Here is a 20,818-nt window from a genome sequence, read left to right as displayed (position 1 = left end):
CGTAGTTCTGTCCATCTGTCCATCACATCCTCCAACCATCTTCGTTAGCCCTCATGTTACTAGTCGGATTGCGTTTCCGTCGATATTCATTTCATTGGTTGTTTCGAAGGAACAATCATTTTCTGCCATGGCTCTGTCATCTTCTACACAACTTGATAGGAAACCGGCGCTCCCTTGTATACGGTCATTCCGTCGCAAACAATCTCGCAGTGGTGCGGTTTCATATGAACATCGATCCTTCGTCCCCGGAACATGTAGCCGGTGATCGAGACGTTCCCCGCAAGCGGCGGCTGCGGGAATACGATGAGCGTTCCGTCGAGCTGCGGCTTGATTCCGGCCATCCCGAATACGAGAGCTTCCGTCCCCGTGAGGCCCGCTACGATATTGCCCCTTTTGTGGCTCGGCACGGCAGGGCGGTCGCAATAGTGCTCTTGAGGGAAGTACGGCAAATGCCGGCCCATCCAGAACAGCCGCTTCAGGACGTTCCACGCCAGATCGGGCTGACCCTGCTCCCATAAAGTGAGGGCGAGAGTCGGACTCTCTCCCGTATAGCTGCCTCCGCCGGACCAGTCCGGATCGTTCAGTTCGTAATGGAGGGAATCTTCCGCCGAAATGCTGCTTACGCCGTAGGGAGCCAGAAACGCTCCGTCACGCAAATGCTTCAGGAGGGTGGTAGACATGTCCGGATTGCACACCCCCATTCTCAGCGTGTCGAAAGCCTGAATCGTATACACCCGCTCCACGTGCCCGTTCGGGTACCGGCAAATGAACCATCCGTTTTCCTCATCCCATAGGTGCTCCCGAATCGCTTCTCGGATCCGGCCGGCTTTATCCCGCCATGTTCCGGCCTCGTCCAGTTCGAGTCGTTCCGCCATATCGGCCAAACGGTCGTAACACCAGGCTCTTTCGGCGTTCGGGCTCGACACCACATGCTCATGGGCGGCGCTTCTCATTTCCAGCAGGTTGTGCTGCTTGCCGTAATCGAGTAATTCGTTCCACGCCGGCAGCCGCTCTTCGTCGGCCAGCAGCAGCTTTTTCATCAGCTCGTAAAATTCGAGTCCATCGCCGTATTGCGTCACATTGCACCAGATCAAATTGAAAAAGGACCACAGGCTGTACGAATAAGGTACATCCTTGCCCAGACCGCTGGGCGCAAATCTCGAATGACGCTCGATGCCGCTGTCCGCCATCAGCTGCGCCAGCTCCATCGTCTTGTCGCTTCCCAGCATCAAGCCGAGCATCCGTCCTGCATACCCGCCGGCGTCCCACGGATAACAGCAAATGCCGGCACCCTCCATCCCGGCCACGACCGGAAACGGCTGCATCGCGAAATCGGGATGGTCCCACAGGCAGATCAGACCGCTGATGAGCGAGCGCCGGTAGTAATCCTCCAGGCCGGGAATGTCGCTGGTCAGTCTAGGAACCGACTTGCATGTACGCTCAATACGTTGCTGCCATACCTTATTGGTCCGCTGCTCCCAGTCCGCAAGACTACCGCCGTCGAGCGTTGCGGATTCTCCGGCGGGCGTCAGCAGGAGGGCCAAGCGATACACCGCCTCTTGCCCAGGCGCCAAGCTGGCCGGCTGAACCCCCTCTTGCAGCAGCGTCATCCGAACCTGATTGTTCTCCCAGATCCCCGAACCGGTTTCTTGCGTCTGAGAGCCTAGGGGAGGATGGCCGAAATCCCAGTCGTCGAGCGATTGGATCGCGGGATGTCCGGGCGTGACCTGCGGCTCGATCCGCAGCTGTATGCCGCGATCCGTCCGATTGACCACCCTTACGGTTAGCACGAACCCGGCCCGATCCGCCAGCGGAACAAGGGCGCTTCGTACGGAGAGCGAAATCAACCGCTCCTCCACGAAATAGTGGTAGGTTCCGGTTCGCTCGATCCGATCCGGCCGCCATTCGGCTCCCGCATATAATAACCCGCAATCCCCTTTTCCTCGGTTCCCGGTATCGCTCACGGGATGCCCGTCCGCCTCGAATTGAAGCAGCACTTGAACGTCCTGCGCTGCAAACGGCGGCGAGAACAAGCCGCTGACGCCTGCTACCGTATTCGCCAGAGGCGCTGCGGTACTATATCCGCTGCACACCCAAATGTGATTGGCTGGAGCCACGCTGGCCCGCAAATCGAAAGCAAACTCATTCAATTGATAGCTCATGGTATCACCTGTCCTTTGTACTCCTATCTTAAGGACCGGTCTCCGTTTCCGTCGATATTCATGGTGTGGGTTGTTTCGGCCGAACAATCATTATCTGCCTTAAAGTTGTCATTTGCTCCACAAAAGAAAAAAGCACCCTCTCAGGTGCTTCAGATCGTTGACAACCTCCGTGCGAATCTCAAAGGGAACGAGAATCCTCTATTTCTTCGTCTCGTTCCCTTGACTACGTTTCTAGATCCTCTAATACACTTCAGCTGACCGCCCCAGCTCCTGATTGAGCCTCCACATCTGCCTGCACGGAGCGCGCCGCTTGATTGCAAGCCGAGATGCTGGCGTGGGCCACGGCCATCACTACATCTTGATCGATCGCGGAGCCCCGATAAGGGCGCCCATCTACGGCGATCTCCACCGCTGCCTCGGCCTTGGCCCGCTCCCCGTGCGCCATCGATTGCAGCTCCAGGTCGATGAACTCCATGTCGAACGGCATGGCAGATTTGATACACTGGATCAACGCCTCGATCGCCCCGTCGCCGGTTGCCGAATGAGACTGAACAGCGCCCGTGATTTGATCGGCGATCGTAACGGAAGCGACCCGGTTCTTCAGGCTGCTCGTCACGACTTGCACATCCTGGAGGACGAACCGCTCCAGCGTCTGGTTGATCGTACTGCCCACGATCCGGAGCAATTCGTCATCGGTGACGTGCTTCTTCTCGTCGGCGATCGCCTTGAAGCGGGTGAACAGCTCCTCCAGCTGCCCGTCCTGCAGCGCCACCCCGAACTCGGCCACGCGATGCTGCAGCGCATGACGGCCGGAATGCTTGCCCAGGATGATCATGTTGCGCGGAATACCGAGCGCCTCCGGGTCCATGATCTCGAACGTGTTGCGGTTCTTCAGCAACCCGTCCTGATGAATGCCCGACTCGTGCTGGAACGCGTTGCGGCCGACGATCGGCTTGTTGTACGCGATCGGGAAATGCATCGCCCGGCTGACCATCCGGGACGTCTCGTACAGCTCCGGCAGCACGATACCCGTCTCCACGCCGAGTGCTTCCTTCCGCGTCTCGATCGCCATCACCAGCTCCTCGAGCGAGCAGTTGCCGGCGCGCTCGCCGACGCCGTTGATCGTCACCTCGACTTGCGATACCCCGGCCTGAATCGCCGCGATGCTGTTCGCGACGGCCATCCCCAGGTCGTTGTGGCAATGAGCGCTGTACGCCACAGTATCCCCGCCCCGCACATTCTCACGAACCCGGCGGAACATGCGGCCGTACTCATCCGGCAGCGCGTACCCCATCGTGTCCGGGATATTGATGATCGTGGCGCCCTCGGCGATCACGGCCTCCACCAGCTCGAACAGGAACTCCTCCCCGGTGCGCGAGGCGTCCATCGGTGAGAACTCGATCCGCTCCACATGCTGCTTCGCATAGGCGACCATCTCCCGGGCCATCTGCACGACCTGCTGCTGCGACTTGCGCAGCTGATGCTCGAGCAAAATTTGCGACGAGGAGATGAACAGGTGCAGCCGACGGAAGCCGGCGTCCTCGGTCGCCCGGATCGCCGCGTCGATGTCCGGCCGGAGCGCCCGGGCGAAGCCGACGATCTCGACGCCTTGCAGCTCGCGGGAGATTTGCTGCACGGCCGCGAAATCCCCGGGGCTCGAGATCGGGAAGCCCGGCTCGATCGCATCGATGCCGAGGCGGGCGAGCTGGCGGGCCAGGACGATTTTCTCGCTCGAATGCAGCGAGGCGCCTGGCGATTGCTCGCCGTCACGAAGCGTCGTATCGAAAATCGTAATTTTTCGTTTGCCTGTGGAAGCTGTAGAAGTAGTCGAATGGGTTGTCATGGGAATGCCCTCCTGATTAGGTTGAGTATCTTACGTTCAACGTGCGGAGAGACGCCAAAAAGCCTGCCGTCTCCTGGATAAGAGACGACAGGCGTGCTGTCGCGGTACCACTCTCGTTGACCCGGATAGCCGGGCCCGCTCTGTCGCGCCGCCGAACCATGCGGATGCTGCAGGTCGGATCGACGCGAACCCGGTATCGGGGGTTGGCCGTGAAGACTTGAAGCCCGCTGCGCATCCAGCAGCTGCCGTTATCGTCTTCCCGCTCCCGGGCGAGTTCCGGAGAGGCTCCCTGCTGCGTCGCACCGACCCGCAGCTCTCTGGCAAGGAGCTCCCCCCATACTATTCCCGTTCATCACGTTGTTTTATAGGATTCATAAATAAAAAAAGCCCATCGTCTCATCAAGAGACGACAGGCTGGACTGTCGCGGTACCACTCTTGTTGGCCCGGTCAACACTTGCACCGAACCCCCTCGGAACCCGATCACAGGGGTCAACTGTCCACAGCGTACGGTCCGCCAAACTCGTGCGAACGTTCCGTAGGGCCGCTCCCGGGCGAGATTCGGATCAGGCATCGACTGCGTTGCACCACCCCGCAGCTCTCTGGACGACTCCTTCACGTACTGCTCCCGTTCCAAGCGTTTACCAAGAATAAAAGTTGTTATGTATTATAGTATGCACGGAAGTCAAATGTCAATCCCGATAATTGCATTTTTTCCGCATGTTCCGTTTCCATTGTGCACTTCGTCCTCATTTTCTGGAGGGTCCTACTATAATTGTTCCTCCCCTATGTGCCCTCTCTTTTTTTATGATAGAATGGTGAAAACGTTGCCACCACCCCTAGACAGGACGCGACCTTATGAGGAAAAACATCAACCAATACCTATACATGCAGTTAGCGGATACATTGCGCGGGCAAATTCAGACCGGCGCGATTCGAACCGGGCAATTCCTCCCTTCGGAGAACGAATTGTCCAGGCAATACGGCATGAGCCGCATCTCGGTACGCAAGGCGTTAGAGCTTCTAGTGCACGAAGGGCTGGTCATCCGCAAAATGGGGCAAGGCACCCTCGTGACCGCCCCGGTGATGGAGAGCAGCCCGGCCAAGGTGCGCACACTGCGCATCGCCAGCGCGTCTCCGTCCCATTTTACGAACCACTGCTTCCCTTGGCTCATCCAGGAGTTCGAGAAGGAAGTGCCCGACATCCGGATCGCACTGCTGAACTTCTCATCGAGTCAAATGTGGGAGTCGGTGCACGATTCGAAGCTGGCGGGCGTCGTACCCGAGATCGTGGTGGTCTCCGACCGGCTGTTCATGGATGTGGACGACTTCGGCGACTATGAGGATTTGAGCCCATCGGTGCGCATTACCGGCAATTTCTTCTACCCGAAGCTGCTGAATGCGTTTCGCCATAATCAAGTGCTGAAGGGCGTGCCGGTTACGTTCAGCCCCGTGTTCATGGTGTACAACCCCGTTCTGTTCGAGCGGGCGGGCGTCCCGCTCCCCGACTCGTCCTGGACGATTGAGGACATGCTGGCCGCGGCCAAGGAGCTGACGCTCGATACGAACGGGGACGGCATCATCGACCAATATGGAATCGGCATTTCGTCGAGCCATACCCGCTGGCCGGTCATCGCGCTGCAGAACACAGTTGATTTTGAGAGTTTGGCGGAGGAGCCGGAACAGCTAAGAGCGTCGCTCGAGATGATCCACCGCATGCTGTACCTGGACCGAACCGCCGTGCTCCATACGTTCAACATGAACCAATGGGGCCAGGATCCGTTTCTGAACGAAAAGGTCGCCATGGTGTTCACAACGGCACTCGAGCTGGCGTACTGGAGGCAGTGCGGCATGCCGTTCGAGCCTCAGGTGGCTCCGATGAAGTTCGGCCCGCGCAAGTCGACGCTTCTCGTAGCGAACGGCCTGATGATGCCGACCGACTGCGACGAGCCGGAGCTCGCTCAGGCGTTCATCGAGTTCATCATTCGCCCGGACATCCAGGAGCAGCTGCTGAAGCGGTTCGGATTCCTGTCCGTGCTGAAGCCGATCAACGACCAGCTGCTCGACCGTTCCTTCCTGGAGGCGGCCAATGTCGCGGACAGCCAACTGACCGATTCCCACTTCGGGATGACGATCTTCCCCGACAACGAGTGGCTCGACGAGCTGAGCCGGGCGCTCTCGCTGTTCTGGAACGGCTTGAACTCGGTGTCCCAGACGATCGACAAGATCCAATCGACGCAAAAAGCTCGTTCCCGCGTATAACCTACGCAATGGAACGAGCTTTTTATTACACAGACCAAGCCTCGAGCGAGAGGAGCGGCTCGGCCTTCATCGAGAGCGGGGTGAACTGGCCCCGCTCCCACTTCAAGTAGGCCGCCGCGGCGATCATCGCGGCGTTGTCTGTGCACAGGCTGAGCGGCGGCACTAGCAGCGGAAGCCCCTCCGCCTCGCAGCGCGCCGTCAAGGCGTCGCGCAGGCCCCGGTTGGCGGCGACGCCGCCCGCCAGCAGCAGCTGGCGCGCGCCGAATTCCTTCGCGGCGCGAAGCGACTTCTCGACCAGGACGTCGACGACGGAGTCCTGGAAGCCGCGGGAGAGCCGCACGGGGTGGATCATGTCGCCGCGCATCTTCGCCGAGTTCAGCGCGGCGAGCACCGCCGATTTCAGCCCGCTGAAGCTGAAATCGTACGAATCCGCCTCGAGCCAGGCGCGAGGCATCGGGGTGCCCTCGCCCGGCTCCGCCTGCTGGGCGAGCCGGTCGACGTGCGGGCCGCCGGGATACGGCAACCCCATGGCGCGGGCGACCTTGTCGTACGCCTCGCCCGCCGCGTCGTCGCGGGTCTGCCCGATGATGCGGAACCGTCCCGGCGCTTCGACGTGGACAAGCTCGGTATGGCCGCCGGAGACGACGAGCGCCATCAGCGGGTACTCGAGCTCATGGACGATCGCATTCGCATAGATATGCCCGGCGATGTGATGCACGCCGATGAGCGGCAGCCGCAGCGCGGCGGCGAGCGCCTTGGCGGCGACGACGCCGACGAGCAGGGAGCCGACGAGCCCCGGCCCCTGCGTGACGGCGATCGCCGACAAGTCGGAGAGCCGGATGCCGGCCGTGCTCACCGCTTCGTCCAGCATCAGTGTGATGCTCTCGACATGCTGGCGCGAAGCGATCTCCGGCACGACGCCGCCGTAACGCTTGTGAGTGTCCACCTGGCTCGACACCATATTCGCTAGCACATGACGGCCGTTCTCGACGATCGCCACCGACGTCTCGTCGCAGCTCGTCTCGACGGCCAGGATGAGGCCGCGTTCCTTCCCGCTACGATTCGGCTCTGTCATACGGAATCTCCACCCCTTCCACGCGGCTCAGCTCCGCCCACATGATCAGGGCATCCTCCCCGTTGTCCGTGTAATAGTTTTTGCGCAGGCCCCCGGGAATGAAGCCGAGCTTGGCGTACAGCCGCTGGGCGACATAGTTCGTCACCCGCACCTCGAGCGTCATGCGCTCGGCACCGAGGAACACGGCCGCCGCTTGCATCTGGGTCAAGAGCCGCTCGCCCAGCCTGCGCCCCCGATAGCCTTGCCGCACGGCGATATTCGTAATATGGGCCTCGTCTACGATCAGCCACATCCCCGCATAGCCGACGATCTGGCCATCGAGCTCCATGACCAAGTAATGGGCAAAATGGTTGTTGGTAAGTTCGTTGTGAAACGCGCCTTCCGACCAAGGAGTCGGGAACGCCTCCCGCTCGATCTCGCTGATCGTAGGAATGTCGTCCACGCGCATGGAGCGGAATTCGGGCTCCAGTGCTCCGGCTGACTCAGCATGCTCCGTCAAAAGGATCGCCTCCTCGCTGCTGCTTCTCCTTCTCGAGGAGCTTCGACTCCGCTTCCGCGAGCTGCGTGTAGTTCGGGATCAAGCCATGCACTTCGTCACGCTCGCCGCGAAGCGTGCGCTCCCAGGCGAGCTCGCCGACAGCACCGGCTTCGATCGCTCGGGGCACGGCCGCGATCCGATCCGGTTCGCGCGAAATGAGCGGCTCGAGGAGCGGCTCGAAGCCGGCCGTCTCGCCGATGAAGACGATCCGGTCCGGCCGGTCCGCCGTCTCTGCCTCGAGTATCCGGATCCGCTCGACCCAGTCCGGGACGAGCCGGATGCCGTCCGGGACAAGCGTCGAGCGCTCCCCGTTCCGCCATTGGTACAGGCCTGTGAACGCTTGCTTCCGCCGGGCGTCGAGCAGCGGGACGTACCAGATCGTCTTGCCCTGCACGGCCGTACCGCGGTCACGCTTCCAGGCGCCCAGCGCCATCGCTTCCAATCCGGAGACGGCCACGACCGGGATCCCTAGCGCCCACGCCATCGTCTTAGCCACGCTGACGGCGATACGGACGCCGGTGTACGACCCGGGGCCGCGGCCTACGGCGATGCCCGCCAGCTCGGCCGGTGCTACACCGTGCTCCTCGAGCAGCCGTTCGATGGCCGGCAGCAGCAGAATCGAATGGTTGCGCTCCGCTTCCGAGCTGAATTCGGCAACAGGCCGCCCTTGGTCGAGCAGCCCGATTGTCATGCACCCTGTGGAGGTGTCCAGGGCTAACCAAATGCCTGCCGATTGTTCTGATTGTTGCGTACCTTGAGGTTGTCCAGTTGCGTTCATGTTACGATTCCGTTCTCCTTCATGCTGGCGCACCACGCTTCGTAAGGCTCGCCGCTCGGTCTCAATTCGAGCACGCGTTCTTCGCCGCCCAGATTGCGAATGTAGATCGATAGCCGGTCGTCGGGGAGAATCGGCTCGATGCGGCTCGCCCACTCCACGATCGTGACGCCTTCTCCGTAGAAATAGTCGTCCAGCCCCAGGTCGTCCGCCTCTTCGAGCGACAACCGATACACGTCCATATGATACAGCGGCAGTCGGCCGCCTTCGTATTCCTTAATGATCGTAAACGTCGGGCTGTTCACGAGGCCGGGAACGTCCAGATACTGGGCCAACGCTTGAGACAGCCGCGTCTTCCCCGCCCCCAGATCGCCGTCCAAGGCCAGTACCGCCCCCGGCTGCAGCTGCGGTTCCAGCAAAGCCGCGAAGCGAAGCGTATCCGCGAGGCTGGCGGCCCGATATTCATACAGCTTGTCCATGCTTGCCGCTCCTTCGCCCTCCCGTGCCATCCGCACCGGGGCGTAATAACTTGACCTTTATTATATCGGTCCCGTCGGCAGGCCGCAACATCACCGAACAGGGATGTAAATGCGGCGCGCGTCCATTATAATATTAGATAAGAATAACCACGCTACCTATGGAAAGGATGTTGCCCATGTCCGCACCCGCTCCGCAAACGTATGCCAATCACAGACGCCTCCACCCGCTGTTCCATTTCGTATTGTCCCTCTTGGTCGTCGCCGTACTCGTGGGCTCGCTCATCTACTTGGTGAGGTCGCTAGCCGACAACGGCCAGGTAGGGATTTCGCTGCTGTTCATGGGAATCGCCTGCGCGCTCGTCATCCTGTTCCTGCTCGTGCGCAGCTATGCGGCCAAAGTACAGGACCGGGCCATTCGAGCGGAGGAGCAGCTGCGCCACTTCGTCCTGACCGGCCGGCTGCTCGATCCCAGGCTCACGATGCGCCAAATCATCGCCCTCAGGTTCGCCGGGGACGAAGAGTTCCCCGCCTTGTCCCAGCGAGCGGCCGAGGAGCAATTGGCCCCGGATGCGATCAAGCGGGCTGTCCGCGAGTGGCGCGGCGATTATCATCGTGTCTAGAACGGTCCTCCTGCTCACCATGATGCTGTTCGGCGTCGTCCTGTCGGTACAGGCGACGCCGGCTTCCGCGGGATTCATTAGCGGCGTGAAGAGCTTCTTCCAGCTTCCCGGCGAAGTGGACAGGCTTCAGACCCAATACGAGGATACGAAGCAGCAGCTCGACCGCGCCAATCAAGAGCTGGACGTCGTTTCCCGGGAGGCGAAGGAAACGCTGCAGCAATTCAAGGAGAGCGAGCAAAAGCTGATCGAGCAAAATGCGAGGCTAGCCGAGCAGAATGAGCAGCTTCAGCGATCCATTCAGCTGCTGCAGCAGGCGGAACGCGAGCGTGCGGCCAAATACCGCCGGACGATGACGATGATCTTCACCGCGGCCGGGCTGATCGTACTCTACTTCGTCTTGAACCGGGTCATGCGGGTCGTGCTCCGTACTCGATAAGAACAGTGGCACAGGAGAAAGGGAGCCAGGAAATGCGCATTTTGACGGACGACACCTCCGCCGCGGGCACGCTCGCCCGCAACACGGTGAAGCTGAAGCTGGAGCCCGACGATGCGGTCCACTTACTGCATCCGCGGCAGCTGATCGCGTTCCAGGGCGGCTCTTCGCAGCGGGAAGACCGGTTTCTCGACTTGAAAGGCATCGTACGAAAGAAGAAGTTAGTGAAGGCGAAGCTGACCGGACCCGCGATGGCGTATATAGCCCTGCCGGCCGGCTATTGCATCCAGCCGGTTCCCGTCTCGGACGCGAATCGCTTGCTGTTCGAATTCCGGCATTTGCTCTATTTCACCGACGGAATCCGCATGGACAGCGTCGTGCAGAGCGCCCGCCATCTGCTCGTGACCCGGGATTTCATCCGTATGCGATTCTCCGGAACCGGATCGATCGGCTTGTTGTCGCAAGGCCCGATCGAGACGTGGGAGCTCGACCCCGAACGCCCTACATTCGTCGAGACGCGTGCCCTCATCGCGTACCCGGATAACGCCCATCTGGAGCTGTGCGTCTATGGCAACCACCTCGCCAGCCAACATATGGCCTACCATTGGAAAATCACCGGGACCGGGACCCTCCTGCTGCAGGCCGCCTCGGCCGACCCGAGCTTCGAAGAGCAGTTGGCCGGCGACGGCCTGATCAAGCGGACGCTGCGCGAGCTGCTCCCATTCGGCAACATCTGGATCAAATAAAAATAGCTGCCCCCAGCATCGTCGCGTACGAATCGGGAAGGCAGCTATCGATTTTTCCGGGAAGCTTCACATCTCCATCAATTGATTCAAGGACACGGTCCGGGTGTCGCTCGGGTTGTTCGCCGCGTGCACCTTCGCCGTCTGACTGGTCGCATCCACTTGATCGATCCAGACGGATTGGCCGTTGTGCGTGACGTTAATAATGCTCGACGACGCCAGAATTTGCTCCGCACGTTGTATATCCATGGGCTCACCACCTCCTTCAAGTGGGGTAAATCCGGTTATTCTTCGTCTTGGAGGAGGGATTCGACATGGGTCATCGTATCCGTCGACGTCTCCTCGATCAACCCGTTGTGCACCGTAACCTGCCCGCCGCCCAAGCCTTCATTGATCATCCGGTCGATGTCCATGAAAAAGTTGTCGCGGCCTTCGTGATCGCAATCTCTGCAGGATACATCCGGCATCGTGCTTCTCCTCCTTTTGACCGTTTCTCAGATCGTGGTCCGATCTTGCTTAGATTTCCCCTCCCTCCCCCAATTCATGTGTAGACCGGCGGTTTTTTGCCCACAATGTAGAGGAGCGAACTTATTCGGCTAACACATGCAAAAATGAGGAGGGGAATGGCGATGCATACGGTGTGGAAAGGCGCGATCAGCTTCGGGCTGGTTCACGTCCCGGTCAAAATGTTCACGGCGACCGAAGATAAGGACATCTCCATGAAATACATTCATAACAAGTGCGGGACGCCGCTCAACTATGTCCGGACGTGCCAGCATTGCGAGCAGGCGGTCGAGTGGGAGGAAATCTCGCGCGGCTACGAATACGAGCCCGGGCGGTTCGTGCTGTTCAGCAAGGAAGAGATGGATTCGCTCTCGGAGGCGAGCAAGGAAATCAAAATTCTCGACTTCGTCGATTTAACCGAAATCGATCCGATCTACTTTCAAAAAACGTACTACTTGGCGCCGAACGAAACGGGCACGAACGCGTACAGCCTTCTCATGGAGGCGATGCGGCAAAGCGGGAAAATCGGTATCGCCAAGGTGTCGATCCGCTCCAAGAGCAGCTTGGCGGCGATCCGTGTCATGGAAGGCTGCATCGTGATGGAGACGATCTTCTATCCCGACGAGATCCGCGCCATTAAGCAGGTGCCGAACTTGCCGGAGAATCCGGCCGTGAACGACAAGGAGCTGTTGATGGCGAAAATGCTGATCGAGCAGCTGTCCACCCCGTTCGAGCCGGAGAAATACAAGGACGATTACCGGGAAAAAGTGATGCACCTTATCGAACAAAAGGTGGCCGGCGAGGAAATCCACATCAGACCGGAGCAGCCGGCTGCGAACGTCATCGATCTCATGGCCGCCCTGCAGGCGAGCCTCGAGGCGACCAAGCCGGTCAAGCTGCCGGCGGATGAAGCGGCTCCGGCCAAGCCGCGGGCTAAACGAAGTACGGCGAAGAACAAAGGAGCGGGCACCGGCTCCTGACCTTGGCGGGTCAGGGGGCGGGGCTCGCTCCCTTTTTTTGAGTTGTTATACTTGCTCAAACGTGCATTCCGCCGGCGGAACATCGACGAACGACTGGATGTTCGGCTGCCTGAGCGTCCCGTAGGTCGTCCATTCGAGGAATTTGATCTTCATCGTCAGCGTAGGACGCAGCCATACGGCGGTCTTGTGCCGTTCCGGGACATTGGCGAAGGGGCGCTCCTCTACTCGCATTCCTTTTACTTGCTCGGTCAGATTGCGCCAATCCTCCACAGTCATGCGCCCCGCCCCCGCGTGGCCGATGTAGACGAAGCGGCCGGCATCGTCATACAAGCCGAGGAGCACCGCGTTCACGATCCCATCCCGATACGTCACGCCGCCGACCGCCGCGATGACATCCTTGTACAGCTTCTTCTTCTGCCACCGCTTGTCCTTCCCGCCTTCCGCGTACTTGCTCGTCATGTCCTTGCACACGATGCCTTCCAGCTCATGCTGCTCCGCTACTCGGAACAGCGCTTCGCCGTCCGGGAAGTTCGCCACGAGCTGCACCCGCTCGTTTGGCTGCACGATGGAAGCGAGCAGCTGCTGACGCTCCTGCAGCGGCCTATCCGTCACCCACTGCCCGTTATAGTACAGGACGTCGAAGATCATATACGTAACGGCCACCTGCCGGCGTGCGATCTCCACTTGACTGAGCTTGCGGACGCCGTCCCGCCGCATGACCTGCTGGAACGACGGCTTCCCGTCCAGCAGGGCGATCACCTCGCCATCGAGGATGACGGTGTCCGCGGTGCAATAGTCCCGGATGGCCGTCAGCTCCGGATATTGCATCGTCCGGTCGTTCAGTCTGCGATTCACGAGCCGCACCTCGGTCCCGTCGGAATAGACGAGCATGCGGACGCCGTCCCACTTGATCTGATACACCCACTGCTCTCCTTGGGGAATCCGGTCGGCCGCGATCGGCTCGAACGGAAGGACCGGCTTCAGCTTCATGACGTCCGACCCGGGGCCGATGCCTCCGCGGCGAACCATTTGTACAACGCCTGCGTGCCGCTCTCGGACTCGCCCATCGCCGCGAGTTGATCGTACAGTGACCTCGCGAGCTTGAGGCCCGGGAGGGTGATGCCCATCTCCTCGGCGGATTGAAGCGCAATGCCCATGTCCTTGATGAAATGCTTCACATAAAAGCCCGGCTCGAAATTGCCGGTGATAATCCTCGCTCCCAGATTGCTCAGGGACCAGCTGCCGGCGGCCCCCGACTCGATGCTCTTCAGCACCGTATTCGGGTCGAGCCCCGCCTTCTCCGCGTAGAACAAAGCTTCGCAGACGCCGATCATGTTCGTGGCGATGGCGATCTGGTTGCACATCTTCGTATATTGGCCGGCACCGGCGCCGCCTTGGCGAACGATGTTCTTCCCGAGCACCTCGAAGATCGGCAGCATCGCCCGGAACGCGGCTTCGTCCCCGCCGACCATGATCGACAGACGGGCCTCCCGCGCCCCTACGTCGCCTCCCGATACCGGAGCGTCCAGGGAGGCCAGACCGCGTCCCTTCGCCTCTTCATAGATCCGCTTCGCAAGCGTGGGGCTGGACGTCGTCATGTCGATCAAGGTCGCGCCTGGCCTCGCCGAACGGAGGATGCCTGACTCCCCTAGATACACTTGCTCCACGTCGGACGGATAGCCGACCATGGTGATCACCACGTCCACGGCCTGCGCCAGCTCGCTCACGGTCGATTTCCAGACCGCCCCCGCTTGGACCAGCTCGTCCGCTTTGGAAGGCGTGCGGGTGTAGACGGAGACCGGATGTCCGGCCTTCAGCAAATGCATCGCCATGCTCCGCCCCATCACCCCGATTCCGACAAACCCGACTGCCACTTCATTCCGTTCCATTGCCGCTGATTCCACCCTTCTCCTTCGGACTAGTTACCCTGATCCCTATTATATAGGATGTCCCCGCGCTTGTCAGAATACGTAATTCAACCCGAACACGACGGTGTAGAACAAGAGGGCGGAGAGCAGCACCCAATCGATGTATGGCCTCTCGCTCGTGGTCGTCCTGCGAGCCACATAGGCGATGAACAGATAGAGCGTGAACATCCCGCCCACATAACGGGTCCCGCTGAGCAGCGCGCTCGCCGAGTACGAGATGATCAAATAAGCGAACGAATAGAGCGCGTAGGAGAGCCGGATCTTGTTCGTCATGTAGATGAGCAGCGCGAACGACACGAAGAAGACCGTGATCTGCGGCAAATAAACGCCGACATTGAACAGCGGCTTGTGATAGGTCAACGCCCGGCGCATATGCTCCGCGAGATTCTCGGCGAAGAAGCCGAACGTCTGCCCCCAATGGTCCTTCTGATGGAACAGGAAACGGAACCAGTCGCCGCTCACCACCTTGTTCACCGACAAGTAGATGCCGATGCCGACTGCCGGCAAGGCAACCGTGAAGATTCGGGGGAATAGCCCGCGCAGCCAGACGCGATAGCGCCTTTCCCGCAGCAGCCTGCCCCATTCCTGCTGAACGGCGAGCTCCACCGCGATCGGAATGGCGAGCAGCACGCCCTGATTGCGGGTCAGCGCCGCGAGCAGACCGAACAAGCCCGCGATCCACCATCTCGACTGCCGCATGTGATAGAAGCACAGGATGCAGAGCGTGACGAATACCGACTCCGTGTACACGATACTGAAGAAGAACGAGACCGGATAGAGCAGCCAGTATTTGACCGACGCAAGCGCAAGCTTTCCATCCTGCCACTCGCGCTCCACGAGGCGCACGAGGTAATACATGCCGACGAGCAGGAAGGCGTTGGAGATCACGATCGCAGCGACGTAATAGTCCCCATTCACGATATATCCTTGGAAAAATTCCACATAGAAATCCGGAATCACAAAATGCAATAGCCGGATCAACCAGGGGTACAACGGGTAGAACACGATCAGGTTCTGGTCTTCGCCGGTGGACTGATAGCCGTTCACGGCGATGTTGATGTAGTGGTACGAATCGTATTCATACCACCAGCTGCCAAGCGTGAAGCCGAGATTGCCCGCTCCGGAAGTGGCCGCGGCATAGCTCAGCGAGGCGAGGAAGATGAGAATACGGGTGACCAGGAACAGCCCGATGACCGTGAGCCATACTTTCTTGCGAGGAAGCGGCTCATAGCGTTCCGATAGGACCGGCTGATATACAAAATGCCGCATCGCCCGGACGTCTCTTAGCCTGGACCCCTCCGGGAGCAGCACTTCGCCCCACACCTTGACCAACAAATAAACCGCGCTCACCAGCACGATCGTCAAGCTCAATCCTTTTACGAGTAAAGGCAATAAATCTTCCATGATGGTTTGAAATCCTCTTTCACAGGTTGCTTTATTGTAGATAACTCTCCTAAATTAACGCAAAAAAGCCCCTTTTGGTTTCAGGTTCAACGGGGAAACGGCAGGGCGATCCAGAACTGGAACCGTCCCGCTTCGTGGATGAGCCACACTCGGCCGCCATGCAGCTCGACGATGTTCTTCGTGATGGAAAGGCCGAGCCCCGCTCCAGGCTGCGGCTCTTCACCAGGCGTTGCTTTGTAGAACCGGTCGAACAGCTGCTCCGCCTGCTCCTTCGTAATCGGCCGTCCCCGGTTCTCGATGCACAGGCAAGGCCCGTTATAGTCCGTCCCTGCCATGATACGGATTTCCCCGGGCTTAAGCGAGAACTTCAGGGCGTTGATGAGCAAGTTGTCAATCGCCCTCGCGATGAGCTCGCTGTCCGCCAGCACCGGCAGCGGCTCCGTCTTCCACTCGCTGCGGATCGCCACGTCTTGCAGCTGCGCGATCGGCTCGAACTCGTTCAGCATCTGCTTAAGCAGGTTAATGAGATCGAACTCCGTCTTGCGGAGTACGACCTCGCCGGCGCTAAGCTTCGTATATTCGAACAAGTCGTCGATCAGTCTTCGCAGCTGGTCGGTTTTGCTGTATGTATTCTCGATGTAGCGCTTCCGCTCCGCCTCTGCGGCGTCGGGCTGGTCCTTCAGAATCGTCAGGTAGCCGATAATGCTCGTAAGCGGCGTTCGAAGATCGTGGGAGACGCTGGTGATGAGCTCCATGCGGGACTGCTCCAGCTTCCGCTCCCGCTCGAGCTGCTCCTCGAGGCGCCGCGCCATCCCGTTGATGTTCTTGGCGACCATCCCAAGCTCGTCCCGGCTCGCCACGTTCAGCCGGACGGACAGCTCCCCGTCGGCGATCCGGTTCAAGCCTCGGTTCATCTGCCGGATATTCCGCATCTTGCGCAGCGTGAACAAGTAGAAGTAAAACACGAACAGCACGATCACCAGAATGAAATTGAACAGCTGGTGGTCGGGGAATGTGTACGCTTGCTCCGGTACCAGGGGGCCGCTCACGATCAGGTAGGCCTCGGCTCCGCGATACCGGATCGGCGAGAGCAGCGTATACGGCTGCCCCGGACGAGGCTCCGCGATCGCGTCCTTCGTCGCGATCAGCGCTTCGTACACGTTCCATTGCGTGCGCGCGGCTCCCGGCGAATGCAGCAAGACGCGGCCGGACGTGTCGGCCACATAGGCCTCCATGCCGCCCGCCCCCGATGTCTCCGTTAAAACAGCGGCAGCCGCTCCAGGTTCGGACTCGAGCTGCAGCTCCAGCTCCGAGAGCAGCTCCTGCACGTTCCGCTTGCTCGACTCGTAGCTGATGTACGGCTTCTTCTGAAACTCCTTGGAGATCCGGTCTATGGCCACCGCCGTGAAGAAGCTAAGCAAGGCGCAGACGACGAAGGTCAGCATCAGCTTGACCCGCAGCGTCGTTTGCAAACGGTTGGACAATTGAAGCAGACGCTCAATCAATTTTGTAGCCCACTCCCCACACGGTACGGATGATCTTCGGCTCCCTCGGATTGCGCTCCAGCTTCTCGCGAATGTTCCGGATATGCACCATCACCGTATTCTCCGAATAAAAGTCCTGCTCCTTCCACACGCGCTGATAAATCTTATCGACGTTAAAGACATGGCCGCGGTGCGAGGCGAGCAGCTCGAGGATGGAAAATTCGATCGGGGTGAGCGCGACCTCGCGCCCCTCCACTGTAACCTGGTGCCGAGCCGTATTGATGATCAGGTCGCCCACTTGAATTTCGTGCTCCAAGACCTGCGCCGGTCCGGGGGACTGCGCCCGGCGCAGCAAGGCCTTCACGCGGGCCAGCAGCTCGAGCGGATTGAACGGCTTGGCCATATAGTCGTCCGCCCCGAGCGACAGTCCGGTAATCTTGTCCATATCGTCGCCTTTGGCGGAGAGCATAATGACCGGGGTGTGATCGGTCTCCCGGATGCGGAGGCAAGTCTGGATTCCGTCCAGCACCGGCATCATCACATCGAGGATGATGAGCTGCACCCGCTCCCGGGCCAGCACGGCCAGCGCCTGCTCGCCATGCTCGGCCTCGATGACTTGGAACCCGTCGTTGCGCAGGTAGATGTGAATGACGTCGCGAATTTCGCGATCGTCGTCCACGACCAGCACCGTCGTCATCCCGACTCCCCCTTCGCTTAATGCTTACTCTAGTTTGGAATGGATGTCTCTCTCGTATACGACTATTCGACGGCGAGCGGCCGGCGCTTCTTCTGTCGCAGCGGAAGCAGCCGCCTCATCCCGGCGAAAAAGACTTCGACGAGCAAGATCGCTCCGGCGGCGTCGAGCAGCACGTGCTGCTTCACGAAGACCGTAGAAGCTATGATGCTCCAGGCCACCGCGATCAGCAGCCCCCGCGCTGCCGGCGGCAGGGCGTCGTTCCGATGAAGCCCTTTGATCATGGAATAGCAGGTCAACACGTGAATGCTAGGGAAGCAATTGAACGGCTGGTCATTCGAGTAGACGAACCGGACGATGTCGATGAGCCACCCGTCTCCCTCCAGAACCGGCCTCGGTACGGTCGTCTGGAACACCGCGTATACGATGTAGCAGCCGACCATGCCCAGGCATAACGTCGCGAGCGTCCGATAGTACATACGCCGGTCTCGGAAGAAAAACAGCAGCAAGGTCCCGGCAATGTAAGGATACCAGATGACGTAGGGAATAATAAAGACCGGCAGGAACGGAATGAGCCGATCGAGATCGGATACCAGGCTGGACACGTCCGGCACGGGCTGGTTCAGCATCGCATAGAAAATATTCAAGAATGGAATCCACAGCAGCCACAACAGCGGTAAATACGCGCGCAGGCCGCGAGTCGTTTCGGTTCTTACGGAAGTTGGTAGCATCGGGAACACCTCACTCTATTTTTTGACGCAAACGTAGACGAAGGCCGGCGGAACGTTGAGCGGCACGAAGCGGATCGCCCGCAGCTCGAACATCCGCTCGAACTGCTCCCGCATCTGCAGCGAATATTGGAACGCGACAAAGGTGCCGCCCGGCTTCAGGGAAAGATCCAGCTGATGCAGAATCCGGTCTCTCAGGCTCCGGGGAAAGTTGGCGAACGGCAGGCCGCTTACGATGCAATCGGCTTGAACGATCCCTTCCTTGCGGATCGCGTCATACAGCTGCAGCACGTCCGGATAGCAGGCCAGCTCCGGGAATCGGGATTCCAGTTCCCTGCGCAGGAGCGGCTCCTTCTCGAACAGGACGAGCTTCGCGCCAGGCCGCAGCCGGTCCCGGAGGACCGACGTAATCGGCCCGGTACCCGCCCCCAGCTCGGCGACGCTCGACACACGCTCCCAGGGAATGGCGTTCGCCATCGCCCTGGCCAAGTAGGACGAGCTCGGCGTAACGCTGCCGATTTGTCCCGGGTGACGCAGGAATTGCCTCAGGAATAATAGCTTCTCTTGACAGAGCTCTTGAACCCGAGCCGTGATTGACATCAACATGGCGGCGCCATCTCCCTTTTAAGCTTCGTTTTGGATCTGAACTCATCCTACCGAAAACTTCTGCGGAAAAAGTGAAGGGAATTCTGAATGTTTTCTTAAGAAACAAAAAAACTCCGGAGCAGATCGCTCCAGAGTGGTTTAGTTTGTGCTAGGCGCGAGACCCGGTCCTCTCCTCGGACCGACCCGGTCTCCCGATCGAATAATACTGGAATCCGTAAGCCCGCATCTGACGCGGCGTGAACACATTGCGTCCGTCGATCATCAAAGGCAGCTTCATGTTCGACCTGACTTCCGTTAAATCGATCCGCTTGAACTCGTCCCAATCCGTCAGCAGACAGACAGCGTCCGCCTGGTCGGCGGCATCGAGGGCCGAGACGCACCATGTGACGGAAGCGGTTCCCATGAGCCGCCCGAAGTTGCTCGTCGCGATCGGGTCATAGGCTCTTATCGCCGCGCCGGACTCCAGCAGCAGCTTTATGATTTCTAGAGCCGGCGATTCCCTCACGTCATCCGTATTCGGCTTGAAGGCCAGCCCCCAGATCGCAATCGTACGCCCGCGCAGTGGCCCCAGCGTTTCCCTCAGTTTCCGGACGATGTTGAACCGTTGTTCTTTATTCACCTCTACAACCGCTTTTAACAGCCGGAAGTTATAGTTCTCGTTCCCGGCGATTTGGATCAAGGCTTCCGTGTCCTTGGGGAAACAAGAGCCGCCGTACCCAATGCCCGCCTGCAAGAAAGCCGGGCCGATCCGTTTGTCGAGCCCCATCCCTTTGGCTACCTCAGTCACGTCCGCCCCCACTTTTTCGCAGATGTTGGCAATCTCGTTGATGAACGATATTTTGGTCGCCAGAAACGCATTGGAAGCATATTTGATCATCTCGGCACTTCGAATGTCCGTCACGACTATTTCATCCGTAAAGGGGCGATACAACTCCCGAAGCACGGCTTCCGTCGTTCCGGATTCCACGCCGATCACCACGCGGTCCGGATGCAACGTATCCTGCACGGCCGAGCCCTCCCGCAGGAATTCCGGCGCTGCCGCGATCTCGAAGGGAAAGGAGGTTAGGCCCGCCACAATCGCATGAATTCTATGATTCGTTCCGACGGGAACGGTGCTCTTCGTCACGATGATTTTGGGCTCGTTCATGCCCAAGGCGATGTCGCGGGCCGCCTCTTCGACGTGGCTCAAGTCCGCTTCCCCCGACGGCAGAGACGGGGTTCCTACCGCAATGAAGATCAAGTCCGAGCGCTTGACCGCTTCCCGGATATCGGTCGTGAACTGCAGATTGCCCCGCTCGGCATTCCGAATCAGCAGAGGCTGCAGACCAGGCTCGTAGATCGGCACTTCCTGATGGCGGAGCCTTTGAATTTTGGACGGATCCCGATCCGCGCATGTAACGTTGTTCCCCAATTCGGCCAAGCAGATCCCGGTTATCAGTCCTACATAACCGGTTCCGATCACACTGATCCGCATCCTGAGTCCTCCTCCATTTTGGATATCCAGCCTGTTTCTAAAGAGTTAGATGCCGGCCTCCGATTTCCTTTCCATGAAGGCGTGCATA

21 protein-coding genes and 1 other annotated feature are annotated in these 20,818 nt (G+C 59.6%); of the genes, 5 read left to right on the top strand and 16 right to left on the bottom strand.

Features of this window, described 5'->3' with window-relative positions; all coding sequences use genetic code 11:
- Positions 1-143: 143 nt before the first annotated feature.
- Both ACI5FR_RS29605 and ACI5FR_RS29600 read right to left on the bottom strand, forming a co-directional pair.
- Positions 144-2,162 carry an MGH1-like glycoside hydrolase domain-containing protein gene (locus tag ACI5FR_RS29605; protein ID WP_405461198.1) on the bottom strand — a complete coding sequence of 673 codons (2,019 nt, stop codon included), beginning with the start codon at positions 2,160-2,162 and terminating at the stop codon, positions 144-146.
- Between the two features lie 250 nt (positions 2,163-2,412).
- The gene (locus ACI5FR_RS29600) at positions 2,413-4,005 is read right to left on the bottom strand and encodes a 2-isopropylmalate synthase (protein WP_405461196.1); all 1,593 of its coding nucleotides are present in this window, start codon (positions 4,003-4,005) and stop codon (positions 2,413-2,415) included.
- A gap of 77 nt (positions 4,006-4,082) precedes the next feature.
- Positions 4,083-4,367 (bottom strand) — a binding site (T-box leader).
- A gap of 494 nt (positions 4,368-4,861) precedes the next feature.
- On the opposite strand from ACI5FR_RS29600, the gene ACI5FR_RS29595 reads away from it, so the two are divergent.
- Positions 4,862-6,265, top strand: a complete 1,404-nt coding sequence (locus tag ACI5FR_RS29595) for an extracellular solute-binding protein (RefSeq protein ID WP_405461194.1) — start codon at positions 4,862-4,864, stop codon at positions 6,263-6,265.
- Positions 6,266-6,290: 25 nt separating this feature from the next.
- Here the strand turns inward: ACI5FR_RS29595 and tsaD are convergent, their stop codons facing one another.
- The 4 genes from tsaD to tsaE are packed head-to-tail and all read right to left on the bottom strand — an operon-like array spanning position 6,291 to position 9,132.
- Positions 6,291-7,340, bottom strand: coding sequence for a tRNA (adenosine(37)-N6)-threonylcarbamoyltransferase complex transferase subunit TsaD (gene tsaD / locus ACI5FR_RS29590; RefSeq protein ID WP_405461193.1), 1,050 nt, complete (start codon positions 7,338-7,340; stop codon positions 6,291-6,293).
- Positions 7,321-7,788, bottom strand: a complete 468-nt coding sequence (rimI, locus tag ACI5FR_RS29585) for a ribosomal protein S18-alanine N-acetyltransferase (RefSeq protein WP_405461232.1) — start codon at positions 7,786-7,788, stop codon at positions 7,321-7,323. Before rimI ends, tsaD begins: the two co-directional genes overlap by 20 nt.
- A gap of 34 nt (positions 7,789-7,822) precedes the next feature.
- Positions 7,823-8,656 carry a tRNA (adenosine(37)-N6)-threonylcarbamoyltransferase complex dimerization subunit type 1 TsaB gene (gene tsaB, locus ACI5FR_RS29580; protein ID WP_405461192.1) on the bottom strand — a complete coding sequence of 278 codons (834 nt, stop codon included), beginning with the start codon at positions 8,654-8,656 and terminating at the stop codon, positions 7,823-7,825.
- Positions 8,653-9,132, bottom strand: a complete 480-nt coding sequence (gene tsaE, locus ACI5FR_RS29575) for a tRNA (adenosine(37)-N6)-threonylcarbamoyltransferase complex ATPase subunit type 1 TsaE (protein WP_405461191.1) — start codon at positions 9,130-9,132, stop codon at positions 8,653-8,655. Before tsaE ends, tsaB begins: the two co-directional genes overlap by 4 nt.
- Before the next feature lie 176 nt (positions 9,133-9,308).
- Between tsaE and ACI5FR_RS29570 the strand changes: the two genes are divergently transcribed.
- The 3 genes from ACI5FR_RS29570 to ACI5FR_RS29560 are packed head-to-tail and all read left to right on the top strand — an operon-like array spanning position 9,309 to position 10,931.
- Positions 9,309-9,752: a DUF6526 family protein gene (locus tag ACI5FR_RS29570; RefSeq protein ID WP_405461189.1), complete on the top strand. Its 444-nt coding sequence runs from the start codon at positions 9,309-9,311 to the stop codon at positions 9,750-9,752.
- A complete protein-coding gene (locus ACI5FR_RS29565) occupies positions 9,700-10,188 on the top strand; it encodes a hypothetical protein (protein ID WP_405461188.1) in 489 nt (162 codons plus the stop codon). The genes ACI5FR_RS29570 and ACI5FR_RS29565 overlap by 53 nt, the downstream gene beginning before the upstream one ends.
- A gap of 32 nt (positions 10,189-10,220) precedes the next feature.
- Positions 10,221-10,931, top strand: coding sequence for an AIM24 family protein (locus ACI5FR_RS29560; protein WP_405461186.1), 711 nt, complete (start codon positions 10,221-10,223; stop codon positions 10,929-10,931).
- Between the two features lie 66 nt (positions 10,932-10,997).
- On the opposite strand, the gene ACI5FR_RS29555 is transcribed toward ACI5FR_RS29560, so the two are convergent.
- A complete protein-coding gene (locus tag ACI5FR_RS29555) occupies positions 10,998-11,177 on the bottom strand; it encodes an H-type small acid-soluble spore protein (protein ID WP_405461185.1) in 180 nt (59 codons plus the stop codon).
- 35 nt (positions 11,178-11,212) lie between these two features.
- On the bottom strand, positions 11,213-11,395 hold the full coding sequence (locus tag ACI5FR_RS29550; RefSeq protein ID WP_405461183.1) for a hypothetical protein: 183 nt from the start codon (positions 11,393-11,395) through the stop codon (positions 11,213-11,215).
- A gap of 162 nt (positions 11,396-11,557) precedes the next feature.
- Between ACI5FR_RS29550 and ku the strand changes: the two genes are divergently transcribed.
- Positions 11,558-12,412, top strand: a complete 855-nt coding sequence (ku, locus tag ACI5FR_RS29545; protein WP_405461181.1) for a non-homologous end joining protein Ku — start codon at positions 11,558-11,560, stop codon at positions 12,410-12,412.
- Positions 12,413-12,457: 45 nt separating this feature from the next.
- Here ku and ACI5FR_RS29540 read toward each other — a convergent pair whose 3' ends face one another.
- From ACI5FR_RS29540 to ACI5FR_RS29505, 8 genes are all read right to left on the bottom strand, one after another.
- Positions 12,458-13,402 carry an ATP-dependent DNA ligase gene (locus ACI5FR_RS29540; RefSeq protein WP_405461230.1) on the bottom strand — a complete coding sequence of 315 codons (945 nt, stop codon included), beginning with the start codon at positions 13,400-13,402 and terminating at the stop codon, positions 12,458-12,460.
- On the bottom strand, positions 13,399-14,301 hold the full coding sequence (locus ACI5FR_RS29535) for an NAD(P)-dependent oxidoreductase (RefSeq protein WP_405461179.1): 903 nt from the start codon (positions 14,299-14,301) through the stop codon (positions 13,399-13,401). Before ACI5FR_RS29535 ends, ACI5FR_RS29540 begins: the two co-directional genes overlap by 4 nt.
- Positions 14,302-14,373: 72 nt before the next feature.
- Positions 14,374-15,744, bottom strand: a complete 1,371-nt coding sequence (locus ACI5FR_RS29530) for a hypothetical protein (protein WP_405461178.1) — start codon at positions 15,742-15,744, stop codon at positions 14,374-14,376.
- Between the two features lie 86 nt (positions 15,745-15,830).
- On the bottom strand, positions 15,831-17,249 hold the full coding sequence (locus ACI5FR_RS29525; RefSeq protein WP_405461176.1) for a HAMP domain-containing sensor histidine kinase: 1,419 nt from the start codon (positions 17,247-17,249) through the stop codon (positions 15,831-15,833).
- On the bottom strand, positions 17,242-17,925 hold the full coding sequence (locus ACI5FR_RS29520) for a response regulator transcription factor (protein ID WP_405461174.1): 684 nt from the start codon (positions 17,923-17,925) through the stop codon (positions 17,242-17,244). Before ACI5FR_RS29520 ends, ACI5FR_RS29525 begins: the two co-directional genes overlap by 8 nt.
- Positions 17,926-17,987: 62 nt before the next feature.
- A complete protein-coding gene (locus tag ACI5FR_RS29515; RefSeq protein WP_405461173.1) occupies positions 17,988-18,653 on the bottom strand; it encodes a phosphatase PAP2 family protein in 666 nt (221 codons plus the stop codon).
- A 15-nt stretch (positions 18,654-18,668) separates the two neighbouring features.
- Positions 18,669-19,256, bottom strand: coding sequence for a class I SAM-dependent methyltransferase (locus ACI5FR_RS29510; protein WP_405461171.1), 588 nt, complete (start codon positions 19,254-19,256; stop codon positions 18,669-18,671).
- A gap of 148 nt (positions 19,257-19,404) precedes the next feature.
- Positions 19,405-20,730: a UDP-glucose dehydrogenase family protein gene (locus ACI5FR_RS29505; protein ID WP_405461170.1), complete on the bottom strand. Its 1,326-nt coding sequence runs from the start codon at positions 20,728-20,730 to the stop codon at positions 19,405-19,407.
- Between the last annotated feature and the right edge of the window lie 88 nt (positions 20,731-20,818).

The sequence above is a fragment of the Paenibacillus sp. HJGM_3 genome, from assembly GCF_045062745.1.
GTDB lineage: Bacteria > Bacillota > Bacilli > Paenibacillales > NBRC-103111 > Paenibacillus_AA.
The sequence above is the reverse complement of the archived record's forward strand: the minus strand, read 5'-3'. Positions and strand labels throughout refer to the sequence as shown.

What these genes read in the sequence shown, in the direction of transcription:
- ACI5FR_RS29530 (WP_405461178.1), bottom strand. Translation starts at nt 15,744, where the DNA reads ATGGAAGATTTATTGCCTTTACTCGTAAAAGGATTGAGCTTGACGATC.
- ACI5FR_RS29535 (WP_405461179.1), bottom strand. Translation starts at nt 14,301, where the DNA reads ATGGAACGGAATGAAGTGGCAGTCGGGTTTGTCGGAATCGGGGTGATG.
- rimI (WP_405461232.1), bottom strand. Translation starts at nt 7,788, where the DNA reads ATGCGCGTGGACGACATTCCTACGATCAGCGAGATCGAGCGGGAGGCG.
- ACI5FR_RS29565 (WP_405461188.1), top strand. Translation starts at nt 9,700, where the DNA reads ATGCGATCAAGCGGGCTGTCCGCGAGTGGCGCGGCGATTATCATCGTG.
- ku (WP_405461181.1), top strand. Translation starts at nt 11,558, where the DNA reads ATGCATACGGTGTGGAAAGGCGCGATCAGCTTCGGGCTGGTTCACGTC.
- ACI5FR_RS29595 (WP_405461194.1), top strand. Translation starts at nt 4,862, where the DNA reads ATGAGGAAAAACATCAACCAATACCTATACATGCAGTTAGCGGATACA.
- tsaB (WP_405461192.1), bottom strand. Translation starts at nt 8,656, where the DNA reads ATGAACGCAACTGGACAACCTCAAGGTACGCAACAATCAGAACAATCG.
- ACI5FR_RS29555 (WP_405461185.1), bottom strand. Translation starts at nt 11,177, where the DNA reads ATGGATATACAACGTGCGGAGCAAATTCTGGCGTCGTCGAGCATTATT.
- ACI5FR_RS29550 (WP_405461183.1), bottom strand. Translation starts at nt 11,395, where the DNA reads ATGCCGGATGTATCCTGCAGAGATTGCGATCACGAAGGCCGCGACAAC.
- tsaE (WP_405461191.1), bottom strand. Translation starts at nt 9,132, where the DNA reads ATGGACAAGCTGTATGAATATCGGGCCGCCAGCCTCGCGGATACGCTT.
- ACI5FR_RS29510 (WP_405461171.1), bottom strand. Translation starts at nt 19,256, where the DNA reads ATGTTGATGTCAATCACGGCTCGGGTTCAAGAGCTCTGTCAAGAGAAG.
- ACI5FR_RS29515 (WP_405461173.1), bottom strand. Translation starts at nt 18,653, where the DNA reads ATGCTACCAACTTCCGTAAGAACCGAAACGACTCGCGGCCTGCGCGCG.
- ACI5FR_RS29600 (WP_405461196.1), bottom strand. Translation starts at nt 4,005, where the DNA reads ATGACAACCCATTCGACTACTTCTACAGCTTCCACAGGCAAACGAAAA.
- ACI5FR_RS29520 (WP_405461174.1), bottom strand. Translation starts at nt 17,925, where the DNA reads ATGACGACGGTGCTGGTCGTGGACGACGATCGCGAAATTCGCGACGTC.
- ACI5FR_RS29570 (WP_405461189.1), top strand. Translation starts at nt 9,309, where the DNA reads ATGTCCGCACCCGCTCCGCAAACGTATGCCAATCACAGACGCCTCCAC.
- ACI5FR_RS29605 (WP_405461198.1), bottom strand. Translation starts at nt 2,162, where the DNA reads ATGAGCTATCAATTGAATGAGTTTGCTTTCGATTTGCGGGCCAGCGTG.
- ACI5FR_RS29505 (WP_405461170.1), bottom strand. Translation starts at nt 20,730, where the DNA reads ATGCGGATCAGTGTGATCGGAACCGGTTATGTAGGACTGATAACCGGG.
- tsaD (WP_405461193.1), bottom strand. Translation starts at nt 7,340, where the DNA reads ATGACAGAGCCGAATCGTAGCGGGAAGGAACGCGGCCTCATCCTGGCC.
- ACI5FR_RS29540 (WP_405461230.1), bottom strand. Translation starts at nt 13,402, where the DNA reads ATGAAGCTGAAGCCGGTCCTTCCGTTCGAGCCGATCGCGGCCGACCGG.
- ACI5FR_RS29560 (WP_405461186.1), top strand. Translation starts at nt 10,221, where the DNA reads ATGCGCATTTTGACGGACGACACCTCCGCCGCGGGCACGCTCGCCCGC.